Source organism: Ramlibacter sp. WS9 (assembly GCF_003797765.1).
In the GTDB taxonomy this organism is placed as follows: domain Bacteria; phylum Pseudomonadota; class Gammaproteobacteria; order Burkholderiales; family Burkholderiaceae_C; genus Ramlibacter.
The window spans coordinates 583,294-602,345 of record NZ_RKMB01000001.1 but is presented as its reverse complement, the minus strand read 5'-3'; the positions used below and the strand labels follow the sequence as shown (position 1 = coordinate 602,345).

Genomic DNA, 19,052 nt, shown 5'->3' with positions numbered 1-19,052 from the left:
CCGTAAGCTCTGTCTTGGTCAGACCAAGGGAACATGCATCTTAAGCGGTTGGGGCCGCGCCTCCAAACCTCAGCCGGCCGCGGCCCTTTGCGGACAGCCTGTGTACTATCGGCCGGGTGGAACTCCTTCTTCTCCTGCCCATTGCGATGGTCGCCTTGTGGGTCGCCAGGACCCGGCAGCAGCAACGGCGCATCGCCATCCTGGCCCGCTACCTGTCCGGCCACGACATCGAAAAGAACATCGAGACGCTCTCGCAGGGCTACTCGCGTGCCCTGGGCGAATCGGACCCCGCCCGCAGCGAGCAGGTCTGGCGCGTGCTGCGCGGGACCGAGGATGTCTTGTGCCGGGAGGTCCTCAAGCTCGCGGAGGACTTCGCGGGCGTCGAGCCTACCGCCACGCGCGTGAGCAAGTTCCCCATCTGGCTTCCCCGCTCGCCCGCGTTGGACAGGTCCTTCGACATGCGCGAGGCGCTGCGCGTGCACTCCCGCGGCATCTGCCGTTCCGTCGAAGAACAGGGCGCCTCGCCGAAGGACCGCGCCTTCGCCATCCTGGCCGAGATGCTCCTGATGCAGCACACCTGCCACTGGTATTGCCGGTCGAAGTCCGTGGCATCGGCCCGCATGCTGGCCACCCATCGCACGTCTCACGAGCAACTCGTAGGGGCCGTGTTGCCGCAGACGCGACAGGAGTATCTCGCGCTGGTGGCCTGACGCCCGTGCCTGAGATTCACTCAAGTGCCTTCATCGAGTGCCACTCTTCGGCGTGATCGTGCTGCGGTCAGCGCTGCGCGAGGGACTGGAACAAGCAGGCCACGGTTGGTGGGCCGCGTTGTGGCTCAGCCTGTTCTGGATGGTGACCTTCATCGTCGTGGCGCAGTGGCATCACACCTCAGGCCGACACGACAACAGCTTTCCCGACCATCGCAACCTCCGCGCCCGACCCGACGAACCCGAATGCGTGTTTCGACTGGTGGGGCTACTCCAACCAGGCCGATCCGAACTACGCGCTGAAGAGCGGCGTGCAAATGCGGGTGCTGTACTGACCGCACCGCAGCGTTAACCGGTCGTCCATACTATGCACCCGATCTTCAAGAGGTAACCCACATGTGTGATCTGAACGACCAGGAAGAATTCAAGAAATACACCCGCCGCGACTTCGCTACGTGGGCCGCATCCGCCGGCGTGCTGACAGCTCTGCCCAGCGTGGCCAATGCCGTGACCGTGGCCGAGCGTGAAGTGACCATCACCACGCCAGATGGCACATGCGACGCGTACTTCGTCGCTCCCACGTCCGGCCCCGCGCCCGGCGTGCTGGTGTGGCCCGACATCTTCGGCCTTCGCCCCGCCTTCAGGCAGATGGGGCGTCACCTGGCCGAGTCGGGTTATAGCGTGCTGGTGGTGAACCCCTTCTATCGGCAGAAGAAGGCGCCCACTGCTGCGCAAGGCGCCAAGACGCCCATCTCCGAAGTGCTGCCGCAGATGCAGGCCCTGACGCCGGCCATGCACCTGAGCGATGGCAAGGCCTTCGTCGCCTGGCTCGATGCGCAGGCAGAGGTGGACAAGGCGCGGAAGATCGGCACCACCGGCTACTGCATGGGCGGGCCGATTGCCGTGCGCACCGCGACCGCGGCGCCCGGCCGTGTGGGTGCCGTCGGAAGCTTCCATGGCGCCGCCATGGTGACCCCTGCGTCCGACAGCCCGCATCGCCTGGTCGCCCAGACAAAGGCTCACTACCTCATCGCCGTGGCCGAAAACGACGACCAGAGAGATCCCCAAGCCAAGGTCGCCCTGCGCACCGCGCTCGAGGCCGCAAAGCTGCCCGGTGAGGTAGAGGTGTACCCGGCCGCCCATGGCTGGTGCCCGCCCGACTCGCAGGTCTACGACGCCGCCCAGTCAGAGCGCGCGTGGGCGCGGCTGTTGGCGACGTTCAAGACGGCGCTGGCCTGATCGCGCGCGATGTGACGGGGCACTATGCGCGGCCGGATGTGTTTGAGCTTCGGGTGAATCGGGCGCCGGCGGCGTCTTTGGTGGCAAAATGACATCAATGAGCAGCGCAACCGAGAAGCCACGCCAAACTCCTGCACACCGCCGGGCAAAGCCGGTGGTGGAAGTGTCTGGTTTCGTGTTGATGAGCGTGAATGGGAAGAATAGGGCCCAGCCGGCGATCCTCAAGCGTGACGAGAAGACCGGAAAGTTGCTGCGCCGAATCGGTGCCGCGCTGGACAAACCGGGGATTGCGGAGCGCACCACCAAGCCAGGTGTCTATACGTACGCCGTCTATCCCGCTGACCTGACGAAGGTGATCCAGAAGGCTTCCGATGGGACCACTCGCGTAGGCCGACTCACCCGCGGTCGCTTCACTCCCGCCAAGAACGTCGGATGAGCCGGCGGATCCCGGCACTCAGCACGCTGCTCACCAAAGCATCGGCTGCCACCGAAAAGCCTCTCTCGTTTGTTTTGGCAGGGCACAACGGCTCTGGCAAATCCACCCTATGGTACGAGCGGCTCGCTGAAGCCACCAAGATGCCGCTGGTGAACGCAGACAGGCTCACCATGTCCATCCTTCCAGAGCGGCCCTTGCCAAAATGGGCGCAGAAGTTGCGAGACAGTGTTCTCGCACTGGCGCGAACTCGCAGATGGCTCGTTCGAGTCCAAGGCCTCAGACATCCGCGCCATGCAGGCGTCCGGCTATTACGTCGTTCTGTTGTTCGTTGGGCTCGTCTCTGAGGAGATTTCGGTGGCCCGGGTGCGTTACAGGCGCGATGTCATGCAAGGCCACGGCGTGCCGCTGGACAAGCTTTACGACAGATTCCCGAGGACGCAGGCTGCTATCGCCCACGCTGCCCCTCTTGCTGACATGACAATCATGTTCGACAACAGCCGTGGGGTCGACAAGGCTTTTGCGCTCGTTCGGGCGCAGACCAGGAAGAAGGTCTTGTTCGACGCGCGAGACACCGGCTACGAGGTCGAAGAAGAGTTGCGCACCGTGTCTACGGTCTGGTTAAACAACGTTGCGCCTTTATAGCCCCATCTGGGCAGTGACGATCTGGATCCGCTGTGCCAGGCCGCGCGCGCCCATGCGGTGACGGTGGTGTGCGGGCTGAACGAGTGCGATCGCCGCAATCGCAGCGGCACGCTCTAAAACACTGTCGTCGTCGTCGGGCCGATGCGCCGGGAATCGCGGATCCTCTTCAGAACGCGTGGCGAATTCCGAAGTCGAAGCCGGATGAAGTGCCGCCGCGAACCGGGATGGGCCCCGCCTCGGCGCCTGAGTTCACCGGCATCTGGAAGCTGCCGCTGTTCTTGATCCTTGCGTAGGTGGTGTAGAGCACCGTACGCTTCGAGAGACTGTGCACGTACCCGACGGCAATCTTGTTCGCGCTGCTGTCGAGTGCATCGTTGCGATTCACGCGGGTATAGGCCACTGGGACGTACCCCGCCCCCACCGGGATCGTCGCGCTGAGTTGCCAGAAAGGCGCCTTGGTTCCATTGCCCAATGCGGCGACCGGCAGGCCTGTCTTGTGCACGCCCCACATACCCATCAGCTTGGCCACGCCGAAATCGTAGGAACCGCCCACGTTGGTCTGCGTGAAGTCGCCGGCAGTCACGTTCTTCGTCACGCCGTGGGAGGCGGCCACATCCCATTTCGGCGCGCCGTAGCCCACTCGCACACCCGTGTAGGTGCCGTCGTCGGAGTTGGCGGCGCCGCTTGCGTTCTCACCCATGGCGTACATGGCTTGGCCGAAGAAGCCCTGGCAAACGAAAGCCGAACAACCTGGCGTGAAGTAGCCGATGCTGTTGGACGCGCGGAACACTGTTGTGGCACCGCCCTGCGTCGTGATGCCGCCAAGGCCAACACCGGTTCGGAACGCGTCGTAGGCGAACAGGTTCCAGAAGCCTGGGGTGTAGTCCCGGCCGAGCCGGATCTCGCCCCAGCTCTTGTTGCCCAGAGTCACAAATGACCTGCGGCTGAAGACCAGGCCCTGGCCTCCGGCGGCGGCCGGAGTAGAAGCTGCACCAGAAGCCTGGTTGTTGGTGTTGGAGGCCTGGCCGACGCCTGAATCATTGAAAAGCCCCGCCTCGAGCTCGAACCCGGCGTACATGCCGTCGCCCAGGTCTTCGCGGCCTCGGAAGCCCAGCCGGCTGTTCTGGTTTCCGCCTGGCATGAGTTGCGTGCGGCTGCCCGCGCCGGTGGCACGGTAGTTCGAGATCGCCGCGTCGACCACACCGTAAATGGTCACACTGGACTGCGCGTGAACGTTGGCCGCGGGAACAAGCAGTGCGGCAGCCAGGCCGATGGTGCCGAGCGAGTTGCGAGCGTCAGCGGAAAAAGTCATGGTCATCAGGGTTGTCCTCGGGTCGGTAGTAGTTGAATTTGATGGTGAGCAGATGGCGGGAGTCAGGGCAGCCAACGCAAGAGCACGAGGGCAAGCCCCGCGAGAAACACGGTTTCACCCAGCATCAGGACGACGGGCTTGAAGCCCACGGCTGCCAGGTCCTTCAGGTGGGTCTTCATGCCGATGCCCGCGATGGACAAGACCAGGCACCAGCGCGATGCGTCGTTGCCCAAGCGCTGCAATGCAGGTGGCGCCCAGCCCAGGCTGTTGAACGCGACCAGCGCGGCGAAGGCGATGACGAACCAGGGCAGAAGCGGCGGGCGTTCGCCGGCCTCCGCATTCGCCTTGGAGCGAGTGAGCAACACAGTGATAACGATCACGGGCAGCAGCATGGCGACGCGCAGCAGCTTGACCAGCGTGGCAATGTCGCCGGCCTCCGGCGACAGGCTGTATCCGGCGCCCACCACCTGCGCCACGTCATGGATCGTGGCGCCCAGAAACACACCCGCATGCTTCGCATCGAAGCCGAGTGCGCGGGCCAACAACGGATAGGCCACCATTGCAAGTGTCGACAATGCCGAGACGCCGATCACGGTGAAAAGCGTGGACCGGTCTTTCGAAGGATGACTTGGCAGGGCGGCCGACAGTGCCAGCGCCGCTGAGGCGCCGCAAATGGCCGTAGCGCCCCCTGTCAACACACCAAAGTGCGTGCTGAAACCCAGGAGCCGGGCTGCGGCGATCGAGACCGAGATGGTCACGACGACCGAGAACATCACCAGGGCGACAGGCTCCCATCCGAGGCCGGCAACCTGGGACATCGTGATGCGAAGGCCCAGCAGCGCGATGCCGATGCGCAAGACGGTGCGGCTCGTCAATTCGATGCCCGGGCGGCAAGGCCCGTCGGTCGACAGGAAGTTCATCGCCATGCCGAGGAGCAGCGCGAACAGCATCACGGGTGCGCCGTAATGCTCCGACAGGAAGGTCGCGGCACTGCCCACGACGGCGCAGGCTATCAAGCCCGGCGTGACGGCACGAGCGCGCGCCGCCCACGGTCGTTGCAACTGCGCTGCGATTTCCATGGGTCAGGTCGCCGGCGTTTGTGAGCGAAGACCGCGAGAGATTCTGAGCGGAGCCCCACCGAAGCGCGCCTTGGTGCGTACGGCAGCCAGCCCGGCATCCATTTCGCGAACGTGTTCGGGCAGCCAGCGCAGGAGCTCGAGCGTGAGGCTCGCAACCAGGCGCTGGGCCGCTTCTGCCGGCGTTGCGGCGTCGCCGAGGATGTCATGCACTTCATCGAGCGACTTGAGCACCGCTGCATGTTCGTCCAGGTGGCATGCAGCGTTGTTGCCACCCAGGCTGCGCAGCTCGGCGTCCTCGCGGTCGAAATGTTCGCGAGCCTCGACACGCAGGGCGTTCAGCGCTGGCATCGCGTCGCGGCCGCTCGATGCGAGCAACGCCCGCACCCGGTCAAGTAGCCTGGCATGGTCGTCATCGAGCATCGGGTCGCCCAAGAGGTCAAAGCTGTGCGTGTCCATGGTTTCAAGTGATTCAGCGTTAAGGCAGTGTTGATCGCGAACGTGCTTCAAGCAAGCAGCGGATCCGGGAGACTGTTCTGTTTGTTGCCTTTGGCGGGCTTGATCGGCCAATAGCAACTTTGGCAACGATTGCGCCTTGTGAGGATTGGACCCAGGCGTTGGCGTGGCCAAGAATGGGCCTTATGAAAACACTTCAAGCAAGGCTGCATTCGGTCGAATGGCTTGCCTCCGGAGTTCTCGGGTTCGATTTCAGGCCGGTGGGTGAACATGCATGGCCCACCGCGCCAGCGGGATCCCACATCGACGTGCACCTTCCCAACGGACTGGTGCGCAGCTACTCACTCGTCAACGCGCCGGGCGAACGCCATCGCTATGCGATTGCGGTGAACCGCGACGAGTCCGGCAGAGGAGGTTCGCGCTACATGCACGACCAGCTGCGGGTGGGGCAGGTGCTGCAAATCTCCGAGCCGCGTGACAGTTTTCCACTGACCGAAGCGGCTTCGCATTCGGTGTTCATCGCCGGCGGCATCGGAATCACGCCCCTGTGGAACATGGTCCAGCGCCTGTCGCAGATCGGCGCTCCCTGGTCCTTGCACTACTCCGCGCGAACGCCTGAAGCCGCCGCGTTCGCCGAACCAATAGCCGAGCTCGCGCTACGGGCGCGCGGGTTGGTGCACATGAACTATGACGGCGGGATGAGCAGCAAGCGGATGGACCTTGCGGCGATCGTCGCGTCAACGCCCTCCTACGCGCATCTGTACTGCTGCGGTCCTGTCCGCATGCTGGAGGCGTTCGAAACCGCGTGCGCCGATCGAGACCCTGCACTGGTGCATCGCGAGTACTTTGCGGCGCCGGCGGTGCCGCAGCCGGCGGGGGCCACCGACCAGGAATTCACCGTGAAGCTGGCGAGGACAGGCAAGACGATTCCCGTCGGTGCCAACACATCCATCCTCGACGCGGTTCTGAAAGCCGGCGTGGATGTTTCTTACTCATGCATGAGCGGCATCTGCGGCGCCTGCGTGACCAGTGTCCTGGGCGGCGTTCCGGATCACCGCGATCTGGTCCTCTCCGATGCCGAGAAAGACTCGGGGGAGACGATGCTGATCTGCTGCTCCCGCGCGAGATCGCCGGAACTGACGCTGGATCTGTAAACGATGTGGACGAAGCTAAAACGAGTCCGGCGCCATCTGCGCCAGCTTGTCGTTGTCGAGGATCAAGACCCGGCCGTACTCGACCCGGATCACGCCTTCCGCCGCCATGTCCTTCAGCGCCCGGTTCACGACTTGCCTTCGCGTGCCCAGCATCGTCGCGATTTCGGCTTGCGACACATTGACCCCGGAAGCGCTGCTCAGGCTGCGGGCGTTGATGGATTTCAACAGGCCGGCCACCCTCGCCTGGATCGAGTCGACGGCGGCGCTGGCGTGGAGCTTCAGGGCCCTGAAATGGCGTCGCTCCTGCGCGGCGAAGAGGGAGAACGACAAGCGCCCGTTGCTCGCGATCATTTCGCGCAGCAGCTCCGCGGGGATTCGGACAAGCACTGTTTTTTCCTTGCAGGTCGCATTGAAAAAGTGCGGCACACGGGAGAGAACCGGCCCCAGCCCGTGGTATTCGCCCGCAAGGTGCATCCCTGCCGTAAAGCTGCGCCCGGACGGCATGTCGCGAGCGAGATGCATCGACCCCGTAACGAGGATGGTCAGGTACTGGGCCGGGTCTCCGGTGCGATGGACGCAGGTGCCGGGCTCGACGACAAGCACGACGGCGTTGGCGATGAGACGAGCGATCGCTTCGTCGGGCCAGCCGGCAAAGAGTTCGGATTGTTTGATCGCCAGCCGTACGAGGGTGTCATTCATTGGGACCGGACTCCTTCCCGGCGCGATGCCAACAATACGGCAATCTTTGCAATTTACTTCGATTTACCCGAGGACTACAGTCATTTTTTCAGCCCGCGCCATTGGGGCGCGGGCAGCCACGCGACTACAAAAGGAATGAACCGATGAGCGACGTAAAGACAGACAACAAGGGCGCGGTCGTGATAACCGGTGCAGCGCAAGGCATCGGCTACGCGATTGCCGAGCGTTTCGCGGCCCTGGGCCAGCGAGTGGTGATTGCCGACCTGCGTGGCTCCGAAGCCGCAGCGCAGAAGCTCGGCCGCGGCGCGCTGGGTTTCGATGTGAATGTGGGCAACGCCGCGCAGGTCGATGCCATGATGGCTTTCGCCGCCGAAAGCTGCGGCGACGTGTCGGTTCTGGTCAACAACGCGGGCATCTACACGTCGCTCACGAAGATGCCGTTCGAGGACATCGATCCCGAAGAATGGAAGCAGGTTTTCAACGTCAACGTCGAAGGCGTGTGGTACTGCTGCCGCGCCGCCGCGCGCTACATGAAGCCGGCCGGCCACGGCAACGTCGTCAATATCGCCTCCGCTGTCGTAGCCAGGGGCACGGCCGGTTTTCTGCACTACGTGGCCAGCAAGGCCGCTGTGATTGCCATGACGCGCACATTGGCACGCGAGCTCGGACCGTTCGGCGTGCGCGTCAACACCGTGTCGCCGGGCCTGACGCAGAGCGATGGCGTCCTGGCGGGTGGCGCGGCGCGTGAAAAGCAGAGCGCCGACATTCGCCTGCAGCGCCTGGTGCAGCGCGACATTTCGCCGGACGATATCGCCGGTGCGGTGCTGTACCTCGCCGGACCGGATGCCGGCATGCTCACCGGTCAGAACCTGACCGTCGACGGCGGCATCACGATGAACTGACGCGCCGTACAGCAACCAGACACTTTGAACTTCGGAGACACTATGACCCGTTTTGCGGAAATTTCCCGCCGCGACCTGCTTGCGTGGGGATCGCTCCTGGGCCTCGCGCCCTTCGCCGCCCAAGCCGACACCTACCCCAACCGCTCGATCAGCCTGGTCGTTGGTGCCCCACCCGGCGGATCCGTCGACTTCGGTGCCCGGGTCCTCATGCGGCCGCTTTCGGAGGTGCTCGGCGTGCCTGTCGTCGTCGACAACAAGCCGGGTGCCACCGGCGTCATCGGCGCGAAGCTCGTCGCCAAGGCTGCAGCGGATGGCTATACCCTGCTGCTTGCCACGCCAACCAGCGTGGTCCTCGCGCCTCAGACGATGCCGGGGGATGCATTCAATACCCCCAGGGACATGGTGGGCATCAACATGGTCGCAAAGAACCCGTTGGCCATCGCGATCAGCCCGGCCTTGAAGATCGACAACTTGAAGGATCTGGTGGCGCTGTCCCGCACGCGCCCGGTGACGCTCGGCCAGTCCGGTTCCGGCGGGTCGTTCGATCTGCTGATCAAACAACTGGCCAAAGTCACGGGCGGCAATTTCGACAGCATTCCCTACAAGGGCGTGGGGCCGGCGATCACCGACGCGATTGGCGGCCAACTCGATGGCGTGGTGTCGGACCTGGGCCCGTGTCTTTCATTCCATCAGAGTGGCAAGCTCAAGATCGTGGCGGTCACTTCGGAGAAGCGCATTGCTTCTTTGCCGAATGTTGCCGCGGCCAGCGAGACCTATCCGGCCTTGGTCACCTACAACTGGCTCGGCCTGTTCGCGCCCGCGAAGACGCCCCCGGACGTCGTCAACAAGGTCAATGCCGCGCTGCTGAAGATCCTGGCGCGCGAAGACGTGAAGACACAGTTCACCCAATCCGCCAACATCGTGTCGTCGATGAAGGGGCCTGCCGAGTTTCAGGCGTTCGTCGCGGGCGAATACAAGCGCTGGGGGGCCGTGCTGAAGGAGCAAGGAATGATCTAGGGCGATCAAACCGAAACAAACCAGACAATCGCTCAAAGTGGATCCTTGCCATGCTCGCGGGCGGTCGCAATACTAGTCTCTACACCTGCGAAAGAAAGCATCATGGAATTGACCTATCCGCGTATCGGGCTCCATATCGACGGCCAGTGGATCTACGACCGCCCCGCCTGTACAGAGATTGTCAATCCGAGCAACGAGAGCCGCCTCGGCACCGTCCCGGGCGCCCTGCCCGAGGATCTCGCGCTCGCTCTCTCCGCTGCGCAGCGAGGCTTCCCCATCTGGCGCGACACACCGCCGCTTCAGCGGGCCCAGGTGATGCTGCGGGCATGCGCACTGGTGCGCGAGCGTGCCGAGTCCATCGCACACATCATCACGTTGGAGAATGGCAAGCCCATCGCCGACGCACGCAATGAAGTGGCGCGTGCCGCAGCCTTCGTCGAGTGGGATGCGGCGGAGGCGCAGCGCCTGTACGGCAGCATGGTTCCGGCCGGGCCGCAAATGCAGCAGATGATTCTGAAGTTCCCCATCGGGCCCGTGGCTGCATTCACTCCCTGGAACGTGCCGCTCGGCTCTCCGGCCCGCAAGATCAGCGGCGCGCTCGCCGCGGGCTGCTCCGTGGTCATCAAGGCCGCCGAGGAGACCCCGGGCGCTGCCTGCGCCTTCGTGCAATGCTTCATCGATGCGGGCCTGCCGCCAGGTGTGCTGAATCTCGTTTTCGGCGATCCCGCTTTGATTTCCTCGACGTTGATCGCCTCGCCTGTCATCCGCATGGTGACTTTCACCGGATCGGTGGCCGTCGGCAAGCATCTCACCCAGCTGGCCGCTGCCGTGATGAAGCCCGTGCTGATGGAGCTGGGCGGCCATGCACCGGTGCTGATCGGCGCCGACGTGGATGCGGCGGCGCTGGGCCGCCTCGCCGGGAACGCAAAAATGCGCTTGGCCGGACAGGTCTGCGCTTCGCCGACGCGCTTCATCATTCACAGCAAGTCCTACGCCGCTTTCGTCGATGCCTTTGCACGGGTCGCGAGCGAACTGCGCGTGGGCGATGGTTTCGAGTCGGGCGTTCAAATGGGGCCGCTGATGAATGACCGGCGCCTCAAGGCCATCGACGCGTTGGTGCAGGACGCCGTGGCCTGTGGCGCACGCGTGGCTGCCGGCGGCAAGCGCGTGGGCGAGCGGGGCTTCTTCTATGCGCCCACGGTGCTCGCCGACGTGCCGGCGCAGGCCAAGGCAATGTCGACCGAACCCTTCGGCCCCCTGGCGCTGTGCGTGCAGGTGAACGACCTGGACGAAGCCATCACCCTCGCCAACAGCCTGTCCGTAGGCCTTTCCGCCTACGCCTTCACCAACTCGCTGGAAGAGGCGGAACGCCTGTCGCGTGAGCTGGAGTGCGGCACCCTGTCGATCAACCACTTCGGTATGCCGGGCACCGACACGCCTTTTGGTGGAGTCAAGGAAAGCGGCATCGGGCGCGAAGGTGGACCGCAAAGCCTGGAGGCTTACACCACCACGAAAACAGTGCTGCAACGCACCGCGCGCGTTTGAGCGCAAGTGCGCAACAACCGACGGTGTCAACAAAGGAATAGAAAATGCTATCGCAAGCTTCCGGATCAGAAACGACTTTGGGCCTCGACGAAATCAATCTCGGGGATCCCGACTTCTGGCTGAGAGACGACTTCCATGGCGCACTCGCGCTGTTGCGCGAGAAGCGGCCGATTTCGTGGCATGAGCATCCTGAGGCCGGCAAGGGTTTTTGGGCGCTCCTCGACCATGAAGACATCGCCGAAGTCGACAGGGACTGGGAGGCGTTCAGCAGCAAATATGGTGTGCGTGTGTACCACGATGCCGGCACCAAGGTCCGGCCCGGCACGGGCGCGCTGATCGAACTCGATCCGCCCAACCATACGGTCAACCGCAAGCGCGTGAGCAAGGCGTTCACCCCGCGCCAGGTGGGCAGCATGGAGGGCTCCGTGCGAGAACACGCTCGCCGGCTGGTATCTCAACTGTCCGAAGGACAGGAGATCGATTTTGTCGACGATCTGGCAGCGGTCCTTCCTTTCGAGATCATCTGCGACCTGGTCGGTGTCGACCCCGCAGACCGGTCGCATCTGCTCAAGTTGTCGACGATCGGCCGATCCGAGCATGAGCCTGAATACGTCGGAAAACCTGAGCTCCCGCAGCAAGCCGTCAATGAACTTCGCGAGTACGGCGTCAATCTCGCGGCAAAGCGTTTGCTCGACCCCAAGGAAGATCTGATTTCAGAGCTGGCTCAGGTTCAGGTCGACGGTGAACCGATCGGCAAGGAAGAGTTGGGCGGATATTTCGGTCTGATGATCTCTGCCGGCAGTGGCACAACGCGTTCAGCGCTTTCGCACGGGATGCTGGCGTTCTCGCAGTTCCCGGACCAGCGCCGTCTGTTCCAGAGCGATCCTGTGGCACTGGAGCGGACGATGGCGGAAGAAGTCATTCGCTGGGCGACTCCGCTCAAGCATCAGGGTCGCGTGCTGACCCGGGACATCGACTTCAAAGGCACCCAGATGAAGAAGGGGCAGAAGATCAGTATGTGGTTTGTCGCGGCCAACCGTGACCCGCGCCTCTTCACGGATCCGTTCAAGTTCGACATCACGCGAGAGATCAATCAGCACCAGAGCTTCGGTGCAGGGGGCCCCCACTTTTGCATGGGTGCGCATATTGCACGCCGCGAAATCTGGGTGTTGTTCCAGGAACTGTTTGCCCGCTTTCCCAATGCGGAGGTCATTGCCGACCCCATTCGCGAACGGTCGCTGCAATCGAATGGCTTCAAGCAGATGAAGGTGCGTCTTTCGCGCTGAATCCGATCAGGAGACAAATATGACCGAGCAAAAATGGACCGTGAGCGTCGACCCCGAGATCTGCGACGGGTATGGGGTGTGCCAGCGCATGGAGAAATCGATCTTTCAGCCCTCTGAAGACGATGACGTGGTGAGGATCGTCGCTCAGCCCGAAACACCGGAAGTGCTCGAGCGTGTCCGGATGGCCGTTCGGCGCTGCCCCAAGCTCGCGCTGAAGCTGGTGCCGCGCGAAAGCGCTAAGTAAATTGCCGAGTAAATTGACTTTGATGGAAGTGAAATGCTATGCCTAACGTCCTTTTCATAGATGCCAGCGGCAAGTCGAAAACCATCGATTGCACGGTCGGCACCAGCCTGATGAAGTCCGCGCAGCTCAACGGCGTCTCGGGCATCTATGCCGAATGCGGCGGCCAGCAGATGTGCGCGACATGCCATATTTACGTTGCCGAAGATTTTCTCCACACCCTGCCGGAGATTTCTGTCGACGAAGACGAAATGCTCGAAGCCACGGCATCCGATCGGCTGCCCAACAGCCGGCTGTCGTGCGCGATCATCGTCAAGCCGGAGCATGAGAACATGGTCATCCATCTTCCCAAGTTTCAGCGATGAGCGGCGTCCTTATCGTCGGCGGTGGGCATGGCGGCGTCGACGTTGCCTTCGCCCTGCGCGAGCGCGGTTACTCGGGGCCCGTCACTGTGCTGGACAAGAGTGGCTTTGTTCCCTACGAGCGTCCCCCCATGTCCAAATCGTGGATCAACGGGGCGGGCGGTCCGACCGAGCTTGCGCTACGTGGCCATGACGCGTTCGTGGACGCCAACATCGAGCTGATGCTTGGCTGCGAGGTGTCCGGCATCGACAGGGACCGAAAGGTCGTGGAGACCAGCAACGGAAGCCTCGAGTATTCGGCGCTTGTGCTGGCTCTTGGGTCCAGCCCGCGAAAACTCCAGCTCTCAGGTGCCTCATTGGGCGGCATGCATCACCTGCATACGCTAGAGCAGGCCAGCGCGCTGCGGGACGATCTGGCCAGCGCCACCAGTGTGGGCATCATCGGTGCAGGTTTCATCGGGCTGGAAATCGCGTCATCCGTGGCAAAACGCGGCATTCCCGTGACGGTCGTGGAGACCGCGGGACGCCCGATGCCCCGAACCGCCAGCGAGTTCACGTCGGCTTACATGCGCGCCCGGCACGAAGATGCCGGCACCGAGTTCCGTTTCAACGCTTCTGTTCAGGAAATCGTCGGCCAATCAGGCCGGGTTTCGCGGGTCAACCTGTCGGATGGGGCGTACGTCGACGCGGACCTGGTGGTGATGGGTATTGGCGCTGTTGCGAATGGCGGATGGGTGAGGGATTTCGGCCTGGATTTCGACAACGGAATCGTCGTGGACAGCACCTTGCGCACCAAGGATCCGGACATCTTCGCGATCGGGGATTGCGCGCGCTTCATGGATGATGAAGGGGGTGCCACGAGGCTGGAATCCATCGGCAATGCTGCCGACCATGCGCGGAGAGTCGCAGCAACGATTGCGGGCACTACGGTTCCCTTGCCAGATGTTCCATGGTTCTGGACCCTGCAAGCCGGCGTTCGGCTTCAGATGGCCGGCCGCGTCGACCGTGTGGAGGAATGGTTGCCGACGGGTTCCGTTGAATCGAACTCTTTCAGCGTGCTTGGCTGGCGAAGCGGCAAACTGGTTTATGGCGAATCCATCAACAGTCCAAGCGATCACGTCGCCATCAAGAAGCTTCTTGCCGAGAATGCGGCCCCGACGCTGGCCGTACTGCGACCGATCGCTGAAATGGGCTTGAAGGCAGCTATCAAGTCCTTGGCCTGATTTCGGAATCTGCACGGCCTGCCTGGTGTCACACCGGGCAAGCGCAGCGCTGCTTCAACCGATGCGGTGCTGCGCGGCGAGGTCGGCTTTGCGATCTCGCATCGCAAATGCGAAAGCCAGCGTCGCCTTGACTTTCAACTCGTCCAGGGCGCTGGCGTTCCTTAAAAAAACTTGCATGTGATTGCGCGCACGGCGCAGCTCGACAAGCGGGCCTGCCCGTGCTGCGGGCAGGCCCGCTTCCTCAGCCAGTCACTTTTTCCGCGGTGTGCTGAATGAGCGTGGACGGCTGGGCGATGCGGGACCATTCCTTGGTCGGCGCGCCTGTGCGGATGGCCTCCAGCTCGCGCGCGATGATCCGGCGCAGCATCGCGATGCCCTGGTCGGAGGTGCCAAGCCGCTCGTGCACGCGGTCGGCGATCGCGCCCTGGCCGATGAGGGCCACGTAGTCCTGGGCACTGGTCAGGCGCACCAGCGGATCGTCCGGATAGATTCCGGCGAACAGCTCGTCATGGTGGTCCGTGGCGCAGTAGTCCTCACAGCCATCGAAGTAGTCCTGGAGCTTGGTATCGGCCTCGGGATTGGTCGACGGCGCTGCGCGCAGAGAGACGCGCAGTGTGTGCGTGTCATCGATGGGCACCATCCAGTTCGCGCTTTCCATCCAGGGCCCGCCTTCGTAGACCGCCGGCATGGCAACGTGGTTGCCGTAGGGGAAGGTCCAATCGCTGACACGGACCTGGGACTTGCCGTTGGAAACACGCACGGCGGTCTGCTGAATGCCGGCGGAAGTTTCTTCGTATTTCAACGTCGGGATATCGCTGGTGATGGCATCGCCGAAGACCCCGACCTTGCCCATCTGATGGGCAAAGCTCACGTGCACCGCATCCAGTGAATTTTCCGCGTGTTGCAGCCAGTTGCAAGGCCAGGTTTCCGTACGCGGGAACAGCATGACACCTGCCTGCTCAAACCGGGGCTTGCGCGGCAGGTCGAACACCGGCGGCTCGCCCTCTCCCAGGTAAGCAAAGATGAGGCCGCAATACTCGTGGACGGAATAGGCCGTCACGCGGATGCTGCCGTGGCTTCCGGGCCGTTCGGCGGGCCGCTCGACGCACTGGCCACGGGCATCGTACTTCCAGCCGTGGTACATGCATCGCAGCTGGTCCCCCTGGACCCAGCCGGTATGCAGCTTGGTCAGCCGGTGAGCGCAGCGATTGGCCAGCAGGTGGGCGCTACCGCTTTCGCCGCGGTAAAGCGCCAGGTCCTCGCCCAGCAGGCGGACTTCTCGCGCCTGCCCGGGGGCAACGCTCTTGGAAAGAGCGATGGGATGCCAGAACTTGCGCAGCAGCTGGCCCATGGGCGTGCCGGCCGAAGTCTGGGCCAGTTGAGCCATTCGGGCGGTCAATTGCTGGTAGCGATCTTGTTCCTTGGATAGCGTCTGGCCGCCATCCTGGTCCGGGCGATTCGATAGTGCGTTTGTCATGGTGGTACTCGTGTCGTTGTGATGTTGTGCCGCTGCAGGGCATGGCTTTTTGCTTCAGTGGATGTCTCAGCCCACTTTGACGCGCAGCGCGTCAAGACCGCTGACCTCGATCTCCAACTGGTCACCGGTGCCAAGGAAACGGTTGCGGGCGACGCCCACGCCCGCTGGCGTGCCCGTGGCGATGACATCGCCGGGCAGCAGCACCATGTAAGAAGACAGCGTGGCAATGATCTGCTCGGTCGAAAAGATCATCTCTTTCATGCTCTCGCTCTGCACCTGCTCACCGTTGAGCCGCGTGGTGATCGTCAGGCTGCGCTCGCGCAGCGCCGTAAGGATGTCCGGTCCGCAAGTGATGGTGGGGCCCAGCGCCGAGCCGCCATCGAGGCCCTTGTTGGCGGTCCAGTCGGGCCACAAGACCGTCGCGGTATCGGGATTTCCGAGTGCCACTTTGCTGAGGTCACGCGCACTGCCATCGTCCAGGGCGCAGACACCGGCCACGAAGCTCAGGGCGTTTTCCAGCGTCGCGTTCTTGCAGGTGCGGCCGATGACCACGGCAATCTCGCCCTCGTAGTCGAACTTGGCGGTGAGCTGCTTGTTCGGGTTGAGGGTCTCGCCATGGCCCACAAAGTTCGAAGGCGCTTTGTAGAACATGAGGGGCCGCGAGGGCGGTAGCGCCTTGGCTTCGGCGCCGTGGGCGTGGTAGTTGATGGCGATGGCGAAAACGCGGGCGCGCGGATCCAGCGGCGGCAGCATCCTGGCACTGCCGGCCGGGATCCGCCGGATTGTTTGGCTGCTGGATTCCGGCGAGGCGAGAACGCGCGGAAGATCGTCGCTTTCGCTGACGATGTCGATGGAGGCGCTATCCGGCCGTCCGATAACGACTTTGCCGTCGAACAGGTAGCGGCCAAGGTTGAAATTCGCATTCGTCACGTGGATCCTCTGGTGATTGACTAGAGGCAAGTGTCATCCGCGTCACTGCGCCAGGCAACGCCAAAAGCGCGGCGATTGTTGTGATTGTTGCTATGGGCAACCTGCTTGCGTCGCCGTTGCCCGTCGTCTGCTGGCCGGGCGGTGAAGCCTATGAGCCTGGTGACCCTTCCGGCCGGCGCCACAGCCACGCGCCGACGATGACCATGGTTCCAATGGACATAACCTGTGCCCATGGCTTGATGGCCAAGACCAGGATGATCACCGCACTGGCAGCCATCGCTATGGTTGCGGCCCATTTCGCCTTGCGCTTCACGATGCCCCCTACCCGCCAGTCGCGGATGTGGGGGCCGTACGTGGCATGGCTTTCCAGCCACGCCGCCAGCCGTGGTGAGCTGCGTGCCGCCGCCCACGCGGCGAGCAAAATGAACGGGACCGTCGGGAGGATGGGCAGGAAGGCACCGACGATGCCAAGCAGCAAAGACGCAATCGCCAGGGCGAAGTAGAACCAGCGGATCGAGGCCTTGAGCATCCTTTAAATTCTGCCTGCGCGTTCAGATGCACGCAACCGGCTGCAGCGCGCACGTGACAGCAACGCCGTGGACCGGTGCCTATGATCCTGATCCGTACAACAGTCACCAGGAAAACGACATGAAGTTCGACGACGTCATCCTCGGCCGCCGCAGCATTCGCGGCTACAAGCCGGATCCGGTTCCGCGCGTGCTGATCGAGGAAATCATCGGGCTCGCCATGCGGGCGCCGTCGTCCATGAACACACAGCCTTGGAACTTCTACATCGTCACGGGCGAGCCGCTAGCACGCATTCGCAAGGGCAACACGGAGCGAATGGCTGCCGGAGTGCCTCAGTCACGCGAATTCCGCACCGGCCAGCCCTTCGCGAGCCAACATCGCGAACGGCAGATCGGTGTCGCCAAACAACTGTTCGCGGCGATGGGCATCGCGCGGGACGACCAGGCGATGCGCCAGGATTGGGTCATGCGCGGCTTCCGCCAGTTCGATGCGCCCGTCTGCATCATCATCACCTACGACCGTGGACTCGATGGCAGCGACGACACGCCTTTCGACTGCGGCGCGGTGAGCACGGCGCTCGTCAACGCGGCCTGGTCGCGAGGCCTGGGCTGTGTGATCAACAGCCAGGGCATCATGCAGTCCCCCGTGGTGCGCGAACACGCCGGCATCGCTGATGACCAGGTCATCATGAAGAGCATCGCACTCGGATGGCCTGACGAGACCTTTCCCGCCAATGCGGTGGTTTCCGAACGCAAGAGCGTTGCAGAAGCGACTGTGTTCGTCGGGTTCGGCGGTTAGAGCACTGAGGGGCTCCTCATGCCTTGAACACCTGGCGTTCGCCCACGCTGCGCGGCGCCAGCGAGGTGAGCGCGCCGGCCAGGCGCTGCGCCGATTCCCCCGCTTCCGGCCGCCACGCGATGCGCCACGGCCGCAGCAGCGGGCCAGTGCTTAGCCTGCGCAAGACGAGGCCTCGCGCCTCAAGATAGGGTTCAGCCATCCATTCCGACATCGCGGCAACACCCATGCCGGCACGCGCGGCATCCACGACGGCCTCCGTCAGCGGGAAGTGCAGCATCTGAAGCGGCGGCGCTTTGCGCGGGAACAACTGGGTGATGAACCATTGCTGCTCCGCGGGGGGCGTGTGCGTCGAAGAGATCAGTGGCTGTGCCGCCAGGTCGGCGGGGGTGATCGAAGCTTTCCGGGCAAGCGGGTGCGTGTCGGCCAACACGAACACGATTTCGTCGTGGAACAGGCGCGCCTCTCGCAGCCCCTTGCCCACCTTGCTTGTGGTGATGAGCGCCACGTCGACCTCGCCCGCCAGTAAGGCGGCCACGGGATCGCCGGTGTGTTCAACGGCGAGCGACACCTCGAGATCGGGCAGGCTCTTGCGCATCGCCACCAGCGCCGATGGCAGCCATCGGTAGGCGGTGTAGCACTCGCAAACGAGCCGCACCTTGACCGGCTCAGGCGCTGGCCGCATTGCGGCCTTCTCGAGTTCCGCGAGCTGGGCGAGGAAGGGGCCGGCGGTCGCGATCAGCCTTTCGCCCACCGGCGTGGCCGTGAAGCCGCTGACACTCCGCTCGAACAAGCGCGCACCGAGCTTGTCCTCGGCGGCCATCAACGCGCGACTCACTGCCGATTGCGACAGATGCAACACCGGTGCCGCGCGCGAGGTGCTGCGCGCCGCGGCGACCGCCAGCACGACTTGCAAGTCGCGGATATCCAGGCGGGGGCGTGGCGGCGAGATTGGAGCTTGTATGCGTGGCACGCATTCACTCTAGTCCAAGTTTGCGCTGGACGCAATGCCGGGCAGTTGTCAA

Annotated in this window: 23 protein-coding genes; 14 read left to right on the top strand and 9 right to left on the bottom strand. The window is 63.5% G+C overall.

Annotation, left to right across the window (positions count from 1 at the left end):
• The first annotated feature begins 116 nt into the window (after positions 1–116).
• From EEB15_RS02785 to EEB15_RS33935, 5 genes are all read left to right on the top strand, one after another.
• Positions 117–710 carry a hypothetical protein gene (locus EEB15_RS02785; protein WP_233259322.1) on the top strand — a complete coding sequence of 198 codons (594 nt, stop codon included), beginning with the start codon at positions 117–119 and terminating at the stop codon, positions 708–710.
• Positions 711–747: 37 nt separating this feature from the next.
• Positions 748–1,059, top strand: a complete 312-nt coding sequence (locus tag EEB15_RS33570) for a hypothetical protein (protein WP_158289970.1) — start codon at positions 748–750, stop codon at positions 1,057–1,059.
• A gap of 44 nt (positions 1,060–1,103) precedes the next feature.
• Positions 1,104–1,946 (top strand): dienelactone hydrolase family protein, encoded by an 843-nt coding sequence (locus EEB15_RS02780; protein WP_141507979.1) that lies wholly within the window; start codon positions 1,104–1,106, stop codon positions 1,944–1,946.
• Between the two features lie 97 nt (positions 1,947–2,043).
• Positions 2,044–2,382: a hypothetical protein gene (locus EEB15_RS02775; RefSeq protein ID WP_141507978.1), complete on the top strand. Its 339-nt coding sequence runs from the start codon at positions 2,044–2,046 to the stop codon at positions 2,380–2,382.
• 225 nt (positions 2,383–2,607) lie between these two features.
• Positions 2,608–3,024 carry a hypothetical protein gene (locus EEB15_RS33935; protein WP_199236434.1) on the top strand — a complete coding sequence of 139 codons (417 nt, stop codon included), beginning with the start codon at positions 2,608–2,610 and terminating at the stop codon, positions 3,022–3,024.
• A 166-nt stretch (positions 3,025–3,190) separates the two neighbouring features.
• On the opposite strand, the gene EEB15_RS02765 is transcribed toward EEB15_RS33935, so the two are convergent.
• The 3 genes from EEB15_RS02765 to EEB15_RS02755 are packed head-to-tail and all read right to left on the bottom strand — an operon-like array spanning position 3,191 to position 5,871.
• A complete protein-coding gene (locus EEB15_RS02765; RefSeq protein WP_233259321.1) occupies positions 3,191–4,342 on the bottom strand; it encodes a porin in 1,152 nt (383 codons plus the stop codon).
• Between the two features lie 56 nt (positions 4,343–4,398).
• Entirely contained in the window at positions 4,399–5,415 is a 1,017-nt protein-coding gene (locus EEB15_RS02760; protein ID WP_141507977.1) for a YeiH family protein, read from the bottom strand.
• 3 nt (positions 5,416–5,418) lie between these two features.
• Positions 5,419–5,871 carry a bacteriohemerythrin gene (locus tag EEB15_RS02755; protein WP_141507976.1) on the bottom strand — a complete coding sequence of 151 codons (453 nt, stop codon included), beginning with the start codon at positions 5,869–5,871 and terminating at the stop codon, positions 5,419–5,421.
• A gap of 182 nt (positions 5,872–6,053) precedes the next feature.
• Between EEB15_RS02755 and EEB15_RS02750 the strand changes: the two genes are divergently transcribed.
• Positions 6,054–7,022, top strand: coding sequence for a PDR/VanB family oxidoreductase (locus tag EEB15_RS02750; protein ID WP_233259320.1), 969 nt, complete (start codon positions 6,054–6,056; stop codon positions 7,020–7,022).
• Between the two features lie 15 nt (positions 7,023–7,037).
• On the opposite strand, the gene EEB15_RS02745 is transcribed toward EEB15_RS02750, so the two are convergent.
• On the bottom strand, positions 7,038–7,721 hold the full coding sequence (locus EEB15_RS02745; protein ID WP_141507974.1) for a Crp/Fnr family transcriptional regulator: 684 nt from the start codon (positions 7,719–7,721) through the stop codon (positions 7,038–7,040).
• A 143-nt stretch (positions 7,722–7,864) separates the two neighbouring features.
• Here EEB15_RS02745 and EEB15_RS02740 point away from each other — a divergent pair, with 143 nt between their 5' ends.
• The 7 genes from EEB15_RS02740 (at position 7,865) to EEB15_RS02710 (ending at position 14,297) form a co-directional block, all read left to right on the top strand.
• Complete coding sequence (locus EEB15_RS02740) at positions 7,865–8,623, top strand: SDR family NAD(P)-dependent oxidoreductase (RefSeq protein WP_141507973.1); 759 nt, start codon at positions 7,865–7,867, stop codon at positions 8,621–8,623.
• Between the two features lie 42 nt (positions 8,624–8,665).
• Positions 8,666–9,640, top strand: a complete 975-nt coding sequence (locus tag EEB15_RS02735; protein WP_141507972.1) for a tripartite tricarboxylate transporter substrate binding protein — start codon at positions 8,666–8,668, stop codon at positions 9,638–9,640.
• A 102-nt stretch (positions 9,641–9,742) separates the two neighbouring features.
• Positions 9,743–11,185: an NAD-dependent succinate-semialdehyde dehydrogenase gene (locus EEB15_RS02730; RefSeq protein ID WP_141507971.1), complete on the top strand. Its 1,443-nt coding sequence runs from the start codon at positions 9,743–9,745 to the stop codon at positions 11,183–11,185.
• Positions 11,186–11,229: 44 nt separating this feature from the next.
• A complete protein-coding gene (locus tag EEB15_RS02725) occupies positions 11,230–12,471 on the top strand; it encodes a cytochrome P450 (protein WP_141507970.1) in 1,242 nt (413 codons plus the stop codon).
• A gap of 19 nt (positions 12,472–12,490) precedes the next feature.
• Complete coding sequence (locus EEB15_RS02720) at positions 12,491–12,715, top strand: ferredoxin (protein ID WP_141507969.1); 225 nt, start codon at positions 12,491–12,493, stop codon at positions 12,713–12,715.
• Between the two features lie 38 nt (positions 12,716–12,753).
• The gene (locus tag EEB15_RS02715; protein ID WP_141507968.1) at positions 12,754–13,077 is read left to right on the top strand and encodes a 2Fe-2S iron-sulfur cluster-binding protein; all 324 of its coding nucleotides are present in this window, start codon (positions 12,754–12,756) and stop codon (positions 13,075–13,077) included.
• Positions 13,074–14,297, top strand: coding sequence for an NAD(P)/FAD-dependent oxidoreductase (locus EEB15_RS02710; RefSeq protein ID WP_141507967.1), 1,224 nt, complete (start codon positions 13,074–13,076; stop codon positions 14,295–14,297). Before EEB15_RS02715 ends, EEB15_RS02710 begins: the two co-directional genes overlap by 4 nt.
• Positions 14,298–14,351: 54 nt before the next feature.
• On the opposite strand, the gene EEB15_RS34435 is transcribed toward EEB15_RS02710, so the two are convergent.
• From EEB15_RS34435 to EEB15_RS02695, 4 genes are all read right to left on the bottom strand, one after another.
• On the bottom strand, positions 14,352–14,474 hold the full coding sequence (locus EEB15_RS34435) for a hypothetical protein (RefSeq protein ID WP_255466277.1): 123 nt from the start codon (positions 14,472–14,474) through the stop codon (positions 14,352–14,354).
• Between the two features lie 64 nt (positions 14,475–14,538).
• Positions 14,539–15,774 carry a Rieske 2Fe-2S domain-containing protein gene (locus EEB15_RS02705; protein WP_233259319.1) on the bottom strand — a complete coding sequence of 412 codons (1,236 nt, stop codon included), beginning with the start codon at positions 15,772–15,774 and terminating at the stop codon, positions 14,539–14,541.
• A 66-nt stretch (positions 15,775–15,840) separates the two neighbouring features.
• Positions 15,841–16,704, bottom strand: coding sequence for a fumarylacetoacetate hydrolase family protein (locus EEB15_RS02700; RefSeq protein WP_141507966.1), 864 nt, complete (start codon positions 16,702–16,704; stop codon positions 15,841–15,843).
• A 148-nt stretch (positions 16,705–16,852) separates the two neighbouring features.
• On the bottom strand, positions 16,853–17,233 hold the full coding sequence (locus tag EEB15_RS02695) for a YbaN family protein (RefSeq protein ID WP_141507965.1): 381 nt from the start codon (positions 17,231–17,233) through the stop codon (positions 16,853–16,855).
• Positions 17,234–17,352: 119 nt separating this feature from the next.
• Between EEB15_RS02695 and EEB15_RS02690 the strand changes: the two genes are divergently transcribed.
• Positions 17,353–18,030: a nitroreductase gene (locus tag EEB15_RS02690; RefSeq protein WP_141507964.1), complete on the top strand. Its 678-nt coding sequence runs from the start codon at positions 17,353–17,355 to the stop codon at positions 18,028–18,030.
• Between the two features lie 16 nt (positions 18,031–18,046).
• On the opposite strand, the gene EEB15_RS02685 is transcribed toward EEB15_RS02690, so the two are convergent.
• Entirely contained in the window at positions 18,047–19,000 is a 954-nt protein-coding gene (locus tag EEB15_RS02685; protein ID WP_141507963.1) for a LysR family transcriptional regulator, read from the bottom strand.
• Between the last annotated feature and the right edge of the window lie 52 nt (positions 19,001–19,052).